Here is a 12,715-nt window from a genome sequence, read left to right on the forward strand (position 1 = left end):
TCAGGCCTTCTTTGGCCTTCTCAGGCCTTCTGACGTCTCCTTGTTGGCGGTCGCGACGTCGAGGAACGCGGGCCGCTCCCCTCCCCCGTGCACGAGCAGGCTCGCCCCGCTGATGTAGGCGGCCGCGTCGGAGGCGAGGAAGACGGCCGCCGCGCCCACGTCGGCGGGGCGCGCGAGCCGGCCGAGCGGGACGGTGCGGGCGACGGCCTCGACGCCGTCCTCGCCTCCGTAGTGGAGGTGGGTCAGCTCGGTGTGGACCATGCCGACGACCAGGGTGTTCACGCGCACCCGCGGGGCCCACTCCACGGCCATGGACCGCGCGAGGTTCTCCAGCCCCGCCTTGGCCGCGCCGTAGGCTGCCGAGCCGGGCGAGGGGCGGCTGCCGCTGACGCTGCCGATCATCACGACCGAGCCTCCCGCGCGCCTGAGGTGGTCGTAGGCGGCGAGGGACACGGTCAGCGGCGCGAGGAGGTTGAGTTCGATCACCCGCGCGTGCCGCTCGGCGTCGGCGTGCGCGAGCGGGCGGTAGGGGGCGCCGCCCGCGTTGTTGACGAGGACGTCGAGCCGGGGCAGCTCGGCGAAGAAGCGCCGTACGGCGCCGGCGTCCCGTACGTCCAGGGGCACGAACTCGGTCTTGTCGACCGGGGCTTCGGGCGGTCGGCGGGCGCAGACCACGACCTCGGCGCCCGCGCGCACGAGGGAGCGCGCGATCCCCGCGCCCACTCCGCGGGTGCCACCGGTGACGACGGCGACCTTCCCGTCCAGCTCCATTCGCTGCTACCTTTCCACCTAACAAACGTTTGGTGGAAAGGTAGCTGATGCTTCCATGGGTGTCTCCACCTCGTCCCCCGAAAAGGGGATTTCTCTTGTCACGGTTGACGTCCCGCCGGTCAACGCGCTGCCGGTGAGCGGCTGGTTCGCGCTGGCCGACGCGGTGCGCGCGGCGGGCCGCGACCCGCAGGTGCGGTGTGTCGTGCTGACCGCCGAGGGGCGGGGGTTCAACGCCGGCGTGGACATCAAGGAGTTGCAGGCGCAGGGCCCGGGCGCGCTGGTGGGCGCCAACCGCGGCTGCTTCGAGGCGTTCGCCGCGGTGTACGAGTGCGAGACGCCCGTGGTCGCGGCCGTGCAGGGCCACTGCCTGGGCGGCGGCGTCGGACTCGTCGGCAACGCGGACGTGATCGTGGCCGGCGAGGACGCCGTGTTCGGGCTGCCCGAGCTGGACCGCGGTGCGCTCGGCGCGGCCACCCACCTGGCCCGGCTGGTCCCCCAGCATCTGATGCGCGCCCTCTACTACACCTCGCGCACGGTCACGGCGGCCGAGCTGCACACGCACGGCTCGGTGTGGCGGGTGGTGCCGCGCGAGGAACTGCGCGCCACGGCCCTGGGGGTGGCGCGGGAGATCGCCGCCAAGGACGGCGAGCTGCTGCGGCTGGCCAAGGCGGCCATCAACGGCATCGACCCGGTCGACGTGCGCCGCAGCTACCGCTTCGAGCAGGGCTTCACCTACGAGGCGAGCGTCGGCGGGGTGGCCGACCGGGTCCGGGACACGTTCGGCAAGGAAGGGAACGAGGGGGCTTAGGTGGGCGACAAGACGATGACCGCCGAGGAGGTCGTGTCCCGGCTGCGCAGCGGCATGACCCTCGGCATCGGCGGCTGGGGCTCGCGCCGCAAGCCGATGGCCCTGGTCAGGGCACTGCTGCGGTCGGAGGTCACCGACCTCACCGTCGTCTCGTACGGTGGCCCGGACGTCGGCATGCTGGCGGCGGCCGGGCGGATCCGCAAGCTGGTCGCCGCCTTCGTCACCCTCGACTCCATCCCCCTCGAACCGCACTACCGCGCGGCCCGCGAGCGCGGGGCCTTCGAGCTGACGGAGATCGACGAGGCGATGTTCATGTGGGGGCTGCGCGCCGCCGCGAACCGGCTGCCGTTCCTGCCGGTGCGGGCGGGGATCGGCTCGGACGTGATGCGGGTCAACCCGGGCCTGCGGACGGTGACTTCGCCGTACGACGACCAGGAGACGTTCGTCGCGATGCCTGCCCTGCGGCTGGACGCGGCGCTGGTGCACGTCAACCGGGCCGACCGGCTGGGCAACGGACAGTACCTGGGCCCGGATCCCTACTTCGACGACCTCTTCTGCGAGGCGGCGGACACGGCGTACCTGTCCTGCGAACAGATCGTCGACACGGCCGAGCTGACAAAGGCGTCGGGGCCGCAGACCCTGCTGGTCGGGCGGCATGTGGTGACGGGGGTCGTGGAAGCCCCGGGCGGTGCGCACTTCACGTCCTGCGCCCCCGACTACGGCCGGGACGAGGCGTTCCAGAAGCGGTACGCGAGCACGCCCTGGCCGGAGTTCGCGGCGCGCTGTCTGGCCGGGGACGAGCGGGACTACCGGGCGGCCGTGGAGGAGGACGTATGAGTGACGTCACCCGTGCCGAGTACTGCGTCGTCGCCTGTGCCGAGGCCTGGCGGGACGGGGGCGAGATCCTGGCGAGCCCGATGGGTCTGATCCCTGCCGTCGGCGCCCGGCTGGCCCGGCTCACGTTCGCGCCGGACCTGCTGCTCACCGACGGCGAGGCGACGATCGTCCGGCCGGACGGCACCGCAGAGGGCTGGCTGCCGTACCGCAAGCACCTGGAGCTGGTCACCGGGGGCCGGCGGCACGTGATGATGGGCGCGAGTCAGATCGACCGGTACGGCAACCAGAACATCTCCTGCATCGGCGACTGGGCGCAGCCAACGCGGCAGTTGCTCGGGGTGCGCGGGGCGCCGGTCAACACGCTCAACAACCCGACCAGTTACTGGATCCCGAAGCACTCCCGGCGGGTCTTCGTCGAGAAGGTCGACATGGTGTGCGGGGTCGGGTACGACCACGCGGCCGGCGCACGCCATCACCGCATCCCGCGCGTCGTCTCCGACCTCGGCGTCTTCGACTTCGCCACGCCCGACCACGCCATGCGGCTGGCCTCGCTGCATCCGGGGGTGAGCGTCGGGCAGGTCCGGGAGGCGACCGGCTTCGACCTCGTGATCCCGGACGAGGTGCCGTACACCCGTGAACCGTCCGAGGAGGAGCTCCGGTTGATCCGCGAGGTGCTCGATCCGGGGACCGCCCGCGCGCGGGAGGTCGCCGCCTGATGGAGACGGCACTCACCCGGCTGGTCGGGGTCCGCCATCCGATCGTGCAGACCGGGATGGGGTGGGTGGCGGGGCCGCGCCTGGTGTCGGCGACGGCGAACGCGGGGGCGCTGGGCGTCCTGGGCTCGGCGACGATGACCGTCGACGGGCTGCGGGAGGCCGTACGGGAGGTCAGGTCCCGTACCGACGCGCCGTTCGGGGTCAATCTCCGCGCGGACGCGGCGGACGCCGGCGACCGGGTGCGGATCATCCTCGACGAGGGGGTGCGGGTCGCGTCCTTCGCGCTGGCCCCCTCCCGCGAGCTGATCGCCGAGCTCAAGGAGGCGGGTGTCGTCGTCATCCCCTCGGTCGGCGCCCGCCGGCACGCCGAGAAGGTCGCGGCGTGGGGCGCGGACGCGGTGGTCGTGCAGGGCGGCGAGGGCGGCGGACACACCGGCGAGGTGGCGACCACGGTCCTGCTGCCGCAGGTGGTGGACGCCGTGGACATCCCGGTCGTGGCGGCGGGCGGCTTCTTCGACGGGCGGGGGCTGGTCGCGGCGCTGGCGTACGGGGCGGCGGGCGTGGCCATGGGGACGCGGTTCCTGCTGACGTCGGATTCGACGGTGCCGGACGCGGTGAAGGCGCGGTACCTGGCGGCGACGGTGAAGGACGTGACGGTGACGCGGGCGGTCGACGGACTGCCGCACCGCATGCTCCGTACGGACCTGGTGGCCTCGCTGGAGCACTCCACCCGCGCGAAGGCCCTGCTGCACGCGGTCCGCCGGGCGGCGGGCTTCCGGAAGCTGTCGGGCCTGACCTGGCGCCGGCTGGTGCGCGACGGGCTCGCGATGCGGCACGGCAAGGACCTGACCTGGAGCCAGGTGCTGCTCGCGGCGAACACCCCGATGCTGCTCAGATCCGCGATGGTGGAGGGCCGTACGGATCTGGGAGTCATGGCGTCCGGGCAGGTCGCCGGGGTGATCGACGACCTGCCGTCGTGCGCGGAGCTGGTGGAGCGGATCATGAAGGAGGCGGATCAGGTCCGGGAGCGGCTCACCGCCTCTCGGTGACCGTCACCGCCTCTCGACGTCACAGCCTCTCGGTGACCGTCACAGCCTCTCGATGACCGTCACGTTGGCCTGGCCCCCGCCCTCGCACATCGTTTGCAGCCCGAACCGGCCGCCGGTGCGCTCCAGTTCGTGCAGCAGGGTCGTCATCAGCTTCACGCCGGTCGCGCCGAGCGGGTGGCCGAGGGCGATCGCGCCGCCGTTGACGTTGACCTTCTCCGGGTCGGCGCCGGTCTCCTTCAGCCAGGCCAGGACGACGGGCGCGAACGCCTCGTTGATCTCGACGAGGTCGATGTCGTGGATCGACAGGCCGGTCTTCTTCAGGGCGTGTGCGGTGGCCGGGATCGGCGCCGTCAGCATGCGGATGGGGTCCTCGCCGCGCACGGACAGGTGGTGCACCCGCGCCCTGGGCGTCAGCCCGTGCTCACGTACCGCCCGCTCCGAGGCCAGCAGCATGGCCGCCGCGCCGTCGGAGACCTGCGAGGAGCAGGCGGCGGTGACGGTGCCGCCGTCGATGACCGGCTTCAGCCCGGCCATCTTCTCCAGGGAGGTGTCCCGGCGCGGTCCCTCGTCGGCGGTGACGGCCCCGTACGCCACGGTCTCCCGCGCGAACCGGCCCTCGTCGATCGCGCGCACCGCCCGCCGGTGCGAGCGCAGCGCGAACTCCTCCTGGTCCTGCCGGCTGATGCCCCACTTGGCGGCGATCATCTCGGCGCCGGCGAACTGGTTCACGGGCCGGTCCCCGTACCGCGCCCGCCAGCCCTCGCTGCCCGCGAAGGGGCCCTGGGTGAAGCCGAGGGGCTCGGCGGCCTGCCGGGTGGCGTAGGCGATGGGGATCTGCGACATGTTCTGCACGCCGCCCGCGACCACCAGGTCCTGCGTCCCGGACAGCACGCCCTGCGCGGCGAAGTGCACGGCCTGCTGCGAGGAGCCGCACTGCCGGTCCACGGTCACGCCCGGCACTTCCTCGGGCAGCCCGGCGGCCAGCCAGCAGGTCCGCGCGATGTCCCCGGCCTGCGGCCCGACCGCGTCCAGGCAGCCGAAGACGACGTCCTCCACGGCCGCCGGGTCGATGCCCGCACGCGCGATCAGTTCCTTGAGCACATGGGCGCCGAGGTCCGCCGGATGCACTCCGGCGAGCCCTCCCCCGCGCCGCCCCACGGGCGTGCGGACCGCTTCGACGATGTAGGCCTCGGCCATGGCGACTCCCTCACTGCAAAGGACACGTGTCCCTCATGGCAGAGGGCACGTGAATCGGCTATTCACGTACGGCGATCCCGTCCAGCACCATCGACAGGTACTGCCGGGCGATCTCCTCCGGGCTGTGCTGTCCGCCGGGCCGGTACCAGGACGCGGCGACCCACACCGTGTCGCGGACGAACCGGTAGGTGAGACGGACGTCGAGGTCGGCGCGGAAGACCTGCTCGGCGACCCCGCGCTCCAGCGTGGACAGCCACGCCTTCTCGAACCGGGTTTGCGAGTCGGCGAGGAACGCGAACCGCTCCTGCGCCACGAGCTGCCGGCTCTCCTTCTGGTAGATCGCGACGGCGGCGCGGTGCCGGTCGATCTCCCGGAACGACTCGGTGACCAGTGCTTCGAGGGTCTCGCGGGGGCCGAGGCCGGCGGCGAGGACCGTGTCGTAGCCGCCCCACAGCTCGTCGAGGAACGTGCGCAGGATCTCCTCCAGCATCGACTCCTTGGAGTCGAAGTGGTAGTAGAGGCTGCCCGCGAGCATGCCCGCGTGGTCCGCGATCTTGCGCACGGTGGTGGCGTTGTAACCCTGCTCGGCGAAGACCTCGGCGGCGGTGTCGAGGAGTTCGGCGCGGCGCGCGGGCGCGGCGGTCACCTGGGGGTTCTTCTTCGTAGGAGGCACGGATCCATTGTCGTCCTAGGCGTGCTGGCTGCTGACGGAGACGACCTCGCCCGTCATGTACGAGGAGTAGCCGGAGGCGAGGAACACGATCACGTTGGCCACCTCCCAGGGCTCGGCGTACCGCCCGAAGGCCTCGCGCCCCGTGAGGTCCTCCAGCAGTTCGGACGAGGTCACCTTCACCAGGTGCGGATGCATGGCGAGGCTGGGCGAGACCGCGTTGACGCGTACGCCGTACCGCGCCGCCTCGATCGCCGCGCACCGGGTCAGCGCCATCACGCCGGCCTTCGCGGCAGCGTAGTGCGCCTGCCCGGCCTGGGCGCGCCAGCCGATGACGGAGGCGTTGTTGACGACGACGCCCCCGCCGGTCCCCCGCATCAGCCGCAGGGCCGCCCGCGTGCACCGGAACGTGCCGTTCAGTGTCACGTCGAGGACCCGGGACCACTGCTCGTCGGTCATGTCGACGAGGTCGGAAGTGCCGCCCAGACCGGCGTTGTTCACGACGATGTCGAGGCGGCCGTGCAGCCGTACGGCGGTGTCGAAGAGGGCCCGCACCTGGGTCTCGTCGGTGACGTCGCACGGGAGGCCCGCCACCGCGCCCTCGAACTCCCCGGCCAGCCGGCCCTCGTGCTCCTTGAGTCGTCGCGCGTGCGCGTCGCTGATCAGCACGCGCGCGCCCTCCTCCAGGAAACGGCGGGCGGTCGCCCCGCCGATCCCGGCGCCCGCGGCGGCCGTGATGACGGCGGTGCGCCCGCTCAGCAGCCCGTGCCCGGGTTCGTACGCCGGACTCTCGACGCCTGTCATGGGGCCACGCTAACCTACCAAACACTTGTTAGGGAAGGATGGCCGCCGATGGACCTCGACCTCACGCCCGCCGAGGAGGCGTTCCGCGCCGAGGCCCGCGCCTGGCTGCGCGCCCACGTGCCGTCCGCTCCCCTCCCGTCGCTGGAGACCGAGGAAGGCTTCGCGGCACACCGCGCGTGGGAGGCCGAACTGGCCGCGGACCGCTGGTCGGTGGTGAACTGGCCCGCACGCTACGGCGGCAGGGACGCCGGGCTGATCCGCTGGCTGGTGTTCGAGGAGGAGTACTACGCGGCGGGCGGGCCGGGCCGGGTCGGCCAGAACGGCATCAGCCTGCTCGCGCCGACCCTCTTCGACCACGGCACGGAGGAACAACGCGCGCGCGTGCTGCCGTCGATGGCGACCGGTGAGGTGGTCTGGGCGCAGGCGTGGTCGGAGCCGGAGGCGGGCTCCGACCTGGCCTCGCTGCGCTCCCGGGCGACCCGCGCGGACGGCGGCTGGCGGCTGAGCGGCCAGAAGACGTGGTCGTCACGGGCGGCCTTCGCCGACCGCGCGTTCGGCCTGTTCCGCAGCGACCCGGACACTCCCCGCCCCCACCAGGGCCTGACCTACCTGATGTTCGACCTGCGCGCGCCCGGCGTCACGGTCCGCCCGATCGGCCGCCTCGACGGGAAACCGGCGTTCGCCGAACTGTTCCTGGACGAGGTCTTCGTGCCGGACGAGGACGTGATCGGCGAGCCGGGCCAGGGCTGGCGGGTGGCCATGTCCACGGCGGGCAACGAACGCGGGCTGACGCTGCGCTCCCCCGGCCGCTTCCTCGCCGCCGCGGACCGTCTCCACCGTCTGTGGCGGGACAGGGGCCGGCCCGCCTGGGCACAGGACCGGGTCGCCGACGCGCTGGCCGGCGCCCGCGCCTATCAGCTCTTCGCCTACGCGGCCGCCTCCCGCCTCCTGGACGGCGAGTCGATCGGCCCAAAGTCCAGCCTGAACAAGGTCTTCTGGTCCGAGTACGACATCGCGCTGCACGAGACGGCCCTCGACCTGCTGAGCGAGGAGGGCGAGGCGGCGGACTCCGCCTGGGCCGAGGGGTACGTGTTCGCCCTCGCCGGACCCGTATACGCCGGCACGAACGAGATCCAGCGCGACATCGTCGCCGAGCGCCTGCTCGGCCTGCCGAAGGGCCGCCGCTGATGCGCTTCCTCCTGGACACCGAACAGCGGGCGTTCGCGAACTCGCTGGACGCGATGCTGACGGCCGCGGACACGCCGTCGGTCGTACGGGAGTGGAGCCGGGGCGAGCACACGCGCGGGCGTGCGCTGTGGGCGCGGATCGCCGAGGCCGGCGTCTTCGCGCTGGCGGTCCCGGAGGCGTACGAGGGGCTGGGGCCCCGGCCGGTCGAACTGGCCGTCGCCTTCATGGAGTTGGGACGGCACGCGGTGCCGGGCCCGCTGGTGGAGACGGTCACCGCGGCCGCCCTGTTGGGCGATCCGGGCCCGGCCAAGCGGTTCCTCCCGGCGCTGGCCTCGGGCGAGTCGATGGCGACGGTGGCGCACGAGGGGGCGTACGCCCTGGACGGTGACGTGACGGCCGTACGCCTGGCCCTGGCCGTCGACGGGCTCCGGCTCGCCCCGGGGCACGGCCCTGTCCGCGGGTTCCTCGACCCGGCCCGTCGTCTCACCCGCCTGCTGCCGGGCGGTGAGCTCCTCACCCCGGACCCGCCCGTGGACCGTGCCCTGCTCTGGGCCCGCCTCGCCACCGCGGCACAGGCGCTGGGGGTGGGGCTCGCGCTGCTGGAGCGGACCGTGGCGTACGTCGGGCAGCGCGTCCAGTTCGGTGTGCCCATAGGCTCGTTCCAGGCGGTCAAGCACCGGCTGGCGGACGCGAAGATCGCGTTGGAGTTCGCCCGGCCCCTGGTGCTGGGCGCCGCCGTCACGATGGCCCCGGTGGACGTCGCCGCCGCGAAGGTGAGCGCCTGCGAGGCGGCGTACGCGACCGCGCGCACCGCGCTCCAGCTGCACGGCGCGATCGGCTACACGGCGGAGTACGACCTCTCGCTCTGGCTCACCAAGGCCCGCGCCCTGCGCACGGCCTGGGGCACCCCGCACGACTGCCGGACGGAGGTCCTGCGGGGCCCGTGAGGCCGCCGCCCGGCGGGGATCAGGCGGTCACCTTGGCGATGAACGCGGCGAGGTTCGCCACGGTCCGCTCGATCTTCTCCTCCAGCGTGATCGTCTCGTGCAGGCGCGCCCCTATCCCCGCGTCCCGCTTTCCCCGCACGTACAGCGAGCAGGCGAGGTCGCTGCAGATGTAGGCCCCCACCGAGTTGCCCTGCTGGCCGGCCCTGCCCGCCTTCGGCGCGACCATCAGCGAGACACCGCCGGAGTGGGTCGTCAGGCACATCGTGCACATGCTGCGCCGCGCCTGCCAGGAGCCGGAGGTGGAGGAGCGCAGCTGCAGGGCCCTCGGCCGGCCGTCCAGCTCCACGGCGAGGTAGGCGCGGTCGGGGGCCTGGGGGTCCCGCCAGCCGAGGTAGTCCAGGTCGTCCCAGGGCCGCTCGGCCAGGTCGCGCGGCACGGACAGGCGCTTCGCCTCGCCCTTGGTGCAGTTCACGAACGCGGCGCGGATCTCTTGCTCGGTCAACGGCTTCATAAAGCGCAGGCTAATTTGCCTAAAGCTTTTAGGCAAACGCATAATTGTTGTCGGCAGACCAGACCGGCACGACAGGCCGTATGGCAGGGTGGCTTCGGTGAACGAGACGGAAGGACGACCGTGGGGCGCGTAGGGCTGAGCACAGAACGCCTGGTCCGGGCGGGTGCGGAGCTGGCCGACGAGGTCGGCTTCGACCAGGTGACCGTCTCGGCGCTCGCCAGGCGCTTCGACGTCAAGGTCGCGAGCCTGTACTCGCACGTGAAGAACTCCGACGACCTCAGGACCCGGATCGCCCTGCTCGCCCTGGAGGAGCTCGCCGACCGGGGCGACCTCGCACTGGCGGGGCGGGCCGGCAAGGACGCCCTGACCGCCCTCGCCGACGTCTACCGCGACTACGCCCGCGAGCACCCCGGCCGCTACGCCGCGGCCCAGCTGAGACTCGACCCCGAGGCCGCGGCCGCGAGCGCGGGCGGCCGTCACGCCCGCATGACACGCGCGATCCTGCGCGGCTACGACCTCACCGAGCCGGACCAGACCCACGCCGTCCGCCTGCTGGGCAGCGTCTTCCACGGCTACGTCAGTCTGGAGCTCGGCGGCGGCTTCAGCCACAGCGCCCCCGACACCCAGGAGACCTGGACCCGGATCCTGGACGCCCTCGACGCCCTGCTGCGCACCTGGCCGCCCAAGGAGTGACCGGTCGGTCAGCGGGTGCGGCCGGGGTCAGTGCCCGTGGCCGTGCCCCTTCCCGCCGGTCAGTTCGCGGTATTCCTCCGGCGTCGGCTTCGGGATGTGGCTGTCGGTCCCGAACATGGCTCGCGCCAGCCGCGCCCGCACCCGCTGGGACACCGTGACCGGCCGCCGCACCCCGTTGTGGTCGACGAGCGGCCCGATCTCGTAGGGCGGGGCCTGCTCGTGCTGGGTGAGGGTGAACAGCTGGGCCCGGTCCAGGGGCGCGTGGACCTCGACGTACTCGCCGTGCGGGAGGCGCTTGATGGTGCCCGTCTCGCGGCCGTGCAGCACCTTGTCCCGGTCCCGGCGCTGCAGTCCCAGACAGATCCGTTTGGTCACCGTGAACGCGACGACCGGCGCGACGAACACGCAGACCCGCACGAACCAGGTGATCGCGTTGATGGACAGGTGCAGATGCGTGGCCACGATGTCGTTGCCGCCGCCGATCAGCAGCACCGCGTACAGGCTCAGCCAGGCCACGCCGAGGCCGGTGCGCACGGGCGCGTTGCGGGGCCGGTCGAGGATGTGGTGCTCGCGTTTGTCGCCGGTGATCCACGCCTCGACGAACGGGTAGAGGCCGATGGCCAGCAGGATCAGCGGGAACAGTGAGAAGGGGATGAGGACGCCCAGTTCCAGGGTGTGGCCCCAGGCGTTGATCTCCCATCCCGGCATCACCCGGATCAGCCCCTCGGAGAAGCCGAGGTACCAGTCCGGCTGGGCGCCGGTCGTCACCAGGTCCGGACGGTACGGCCCGAACGCCCACACGGGGTTGACGCTGGCGATCCCGCCCATCACCGCCAGCACACCGAAGACCAGGAAGAAGAACCCGCCCGCCTTCGCCATGTAGACCGGCATGAAGGGCATGCCGACCACGCTCTTCTGGTCGCGCCCGGGCCCCGGGTACTGGGTGTGCTTGTGGAAGAACACCAGGATGAGATGGGCGACGACGAGCCCCAGCATGATCCCGGGCAGCAGCAGGACGTGGATCGGGAAGAACCGCGAGATGATGTCGTGGCCCGGGAACTCCCCGCCGAAGAGGAAGAACGATACGTACGTCCCGACGATCGGGATGGACAGGATCGCGCCGTCGGCGAACCGGACTCCGGTGCCGGAGAGCAGGTCGTCCGGGAGCGAGTAGCCGGTCAGACCGGTGAGGATGCCGAGGAACAACAGCAGCCAGCCGAACAGCCAGTTGACCTCGCGCGGCTTGCGGAACGCGCCGGTGAAGAACACCCGCATCATGTGCACGAGCATGCCGGTGACGAAGACCAGCGCCGCCCAGTGGTGGATTTGCCGGATCAGCAGGCCGCCGCGCACGTCGAAGCTGATGTGGAGCGTCGACTCGTACGCCTTCGTCATCGTGACGCCGTTGAGCGGGACGTACGAGCCGTGGTAGACGACCTCGGCGCTGCTCGGCTCGAAGAACAGGGTGAGATAGACGCCGGTGAGGAGGAGGATCAGGAAGCTGTAGAGGCAGATCTCGCCCAGCATGAAGGACCAGTGGTCGGGGAACACCTTGCGCAGGTTGGCCTTCGCCAGCGCGTACAGCCCGAGCCGTCCGTCGGCCCAGTCGGCGAGCCTCTCGCCCTTGCCGGGCTCCTCCCTCGGCCCCGAACCCCCGCTGTCCGCACCCTCGTTCACCACTCGCACGCCGTCACTCATATGTCGCCGCCTCCCCGTCGGACCAACATCAGAGTGGCACGATCGACCCGCCAGGCCAACGGTGCGAGCAGGAGCCGCGAGGCGGCTACGGCCGTACGATCCCCGCCGCCCGTGCGGCCACCAGCCACTTCGGGAACTCCCCCACCAGCCGGTCGTACAGCTCCGTGTCCGCCACCTTCGCCGGATCCGAACCGGCGTGGAAGAACCCGGCGTTGTCGACCGCCCGCTTCCCCGGCACGGGCAGTTCGTCGAGCTTGCGCAGGAAGTCGAACTGCTTGCTGCCCCGGTCGCCGAAACCGATGAACTGCCAGAACAGCGGCAGCTTCGACGCCTTGCACAGATAGCGTTCCGCGGCGAGCTTGTTGATGGGGCCGCCGTCGGTCTGGAAGACGACGAGCGCCGGGTGCGTCGACCCGCTGTCGAGGTAGTGGTCGATGACGGCGTCCATGGCGAGGTGGTAGCTGGTCTTGCCCATGTGTCCGAGTCCGGCCACGATGCGGTCCACCCGCCCCTGGTGGTCGGCGAGGGCGATGTCGGTGACGGCGTCGACGTCGGTGGAGAAGAAGACGACCGGCACCCGGCCGTCGTCGTCGAGATGCGCGGACAGCCCCAGCACCCGGTCGGCGAGCGCCTGCACACTGCCGTCCTGGTAGTACGGCTTCATCGACCCCGAGTAGTCGACGACGAGATAGACGGCGGCCCGTTGCCCGTCGAGACCGTGCTTGGTGAGAGAAACCCCGGCGCTCTTGTACAGGTTGACCAGCGCGGGTGCGGTCTCCTGGACCTTGGTGAGACTGATCGCGACCATGGCGCACAGCCTCCCACA

General features: G+C 71.9%; 14 protein-coding genes. 7 read left to right on the top strand and 7 right to left on the bottom strand.

What is annotated here, in order from left to right; all coding sequences use genetic code 11:
* Entirely contained in the window at positions 1 to 771 is a 771-nt protein-coding gene (locus tag OG289_RS14240; protein ID WP_327314367.1) for an SDR family oxidoreductase, read from the bottom strand.
* 55 nt (positions 772 to 826) lie between these two features.
* On the opposite strand from OG289_RS14240, the gene OG289_RS14245 reads away from it, so the two are divergent.
* Genes OG289_RS14245 through OG289_RS14260 form a run of 4 tightly spaced genes read left to right on the top strand, consistent with a single transcriptional unit; the run spans position 827 to position 4,181 of the window.
* Entirely contained in the window at positions 827 to 1,579 is a 753-nt protein-coding gene (locus OG289_RS14245) for an enoyl-CoA hydratase family protein (RefSeq protein ID WP_327314368.1), read from the top strand.
* A complete protein-coding gene (locus OG289_RS14250) occupies positions 1,580 to 2,416 on the top strand; it encodes a CoA transferase subunit A (protein ID WP_327314369.1) in 837 nt (278 codons plus the stop codon).
* On the top strand, positions 2,413 to 3,132 hold the full coding sequence (locus tag OG289_RS14255) for a CoA-transferase subunit beta (RefSeq protein ID WP_327314370.1): 720 nt from the start codon (positions 2,413 to 2,415) through the stop codon (positions 3,130 to 3,132). The genes OG289_RS14250 and OG289_RS14255 overlap by 4 nt, the downstream gene beginning before the upstream one ends.
* The gene (locus OG289_RS14260; RefSeq protein WP_327314371.1) at positions 3,132 to 4,181 is read left to right on the top strand and encodes an NAD(P)H-dependent flavin oxidoreductase; all 1,050 of its coding nucleotides are present in this window, start codon (positions 3,132 to 3,134) and stop codon (positions 4,179 to 4,181) included. Before OG289_RS14255 ends, OG289_RS14260 begins: the two co-directional genes overlap by 1 nt.
* A 39-nt stretch (positions 4,182 to 4,220) precedes the next feature.
* On the opposite strand, the gene OG289_RS14265 is transcribed toward OG289_RS14260, so the two are convergent.
* The 3 genes from OG289_RS14265 to OG289_RS14275 are packed head-to-tail and all read right to left on the bottom strand — an operon-like array spanning position 4,221 to position 6,852.
* Positions 4,221 to 5,378: an acetyl-CoA C-acetyltransferase gene (locus OG289_RS14265; RefSeq protein WP_327314372.1), complete on the bottom strand. Its 1,158-nt coding sequence runs from the start codon at positions 5,376 to 5,378 to the stop codon at positions 4,221 to 4,223.
* A gap of 58 nt (positions 5,379 to 5,436) precedes the next feature.
* Positions 5,437 to 6,051 (bottom strand): TetR/AcrR family transcriptional regulator, encoded by a 615-nt coding sequence (locus OG289_RS14270; RefSeq protein ID WP_327314373.1) that lies wholly within the window; start codon positions 6,049 to 6,051, stop codon positions 5,437 to 5,439.
* 15 nt (positions 6,052 to 6,066) lie between these two features.
* Positions 6,067 to 6,852 carry an SDR family oxidoreductase gene (locus OG289_RS14275; RefSeq protein ID WP_327314374.1) on the bottom strand — a complete coding sequence of 262 codons (786 nt, stop codon included), beginning with the start codon at positions 6,850 to 6,852 and terminating at the stop codon, positions 6,067 to 6,069.
* Positions 6,853 to 6,900: 48 nt separating this feature from the next.
* On the opposite strand from OG289_RS14275, the gene OG289_RS14280 reads away from it, so the two are divergent.
* Positions 6,901 to 8,040 (top strand): acyl-CoA dehydrogenase family protein, encoded by a 1,140-nt coding sequence (locus OG289_RS14280; protein ID WP_327314375.1) that lies wholly within the window; start codon positions 6,901 to 6,903, stop codon positions 8,038 to 8,040.
* Positions 8,040 to 8,987, top strand: a complete 948-nt coding sequence (locus OG289_RS14285; RefSeq protein WP_327314376.1) for an acyl-CoA dehydrogenase family protein — start codon at positions 8,040 to 8,042, stop codon at positions 8,985 to 8,987. The genes OG289_RS14280 and OG289_RS14285 overlap by 1 nt, the downstream gene beginning before the upstream one ends.
* Before the next feature lie 19 nt (positions 8,988 to 9,006).
* Here the strand turns inward: OG289_RS14285 and OG289_RS14290 are convergent, their stop codons facing one another.
* Positions 9,007 to 9,498 carry an FBP domain-containing protein gene (locus OG289_RS14290; protein ID WP_327314377.1) on the bottom strand — a complete coding sequence of 164 codons (492 nt, stop codon included), beginning with the start codon at positions 9,496 to 9,498 and terminating at the stop codon, positions 9,007 to 9,009.
* A 120-nt stretch (positions 9,499 to 9,618) separates the two neighbouring features.
* Here OG289_RS14290 and OG289_RS14295 point away from each other — a divergent pair, with 120 nt between their 5' ends.
* Entirely contained in the window at positions 9,619 to 10,191 is a 573-nt protein-coding gene (locus OG289_RS14295) for a TetR/AcrR family transcriptional regulator (protein ID WP_327314378.1), read from the top strand.
* A 27-nt stretch (positions 10,192 to 10,218) separates the two neighbouring features.
* Here OG289_RS14295 and qcrB read toward each other — a convergent pair whose 3' ends face one another.
* Both qcrB and OG289_RS14305 read right to left on the bottom strand, forming a co-directional pair.
* Positions 10,219 to 11,889: a cytochrome bc1 complex cytochrome b subunit gene (gene qcrB, locus OG289_RS14300; RefSeq protein ID WP_327314379.1), complete on the bottom strand. Its 1,671-nt coding sequence runs from the start codon at positions 11,887 to 11,889 to the stop codon at positions 10,219 to 10,221.
* A gap of 85 nt (positions 11,890 to 11,974) precedes the next feature.
* Positions 11,975 to 12,697 carry a vWA domain-containing protein gene (locus OG289_RS14305; RefSeq protein ID WP_327314380.1) on the bottom strand — a complete coding sequence of 241 codons (723 nt, stop codon included), beginning with the start codon at positions 12,695 to 12,697 and terminating at the stop codon, positions 11,975 to 11,977.
* Between the last annotated feature and the right edge of the window lie 18 nt (positions 12,698 to 12,715).

The organism is Streptomyces sp. NBC_01235 (assembly GCF_035989285.1).
Lineage (GTDB): Bacteria > Actinomycetota > Actinomycetes > Streptomycetales > Streptomycetaceae > Streptomyces.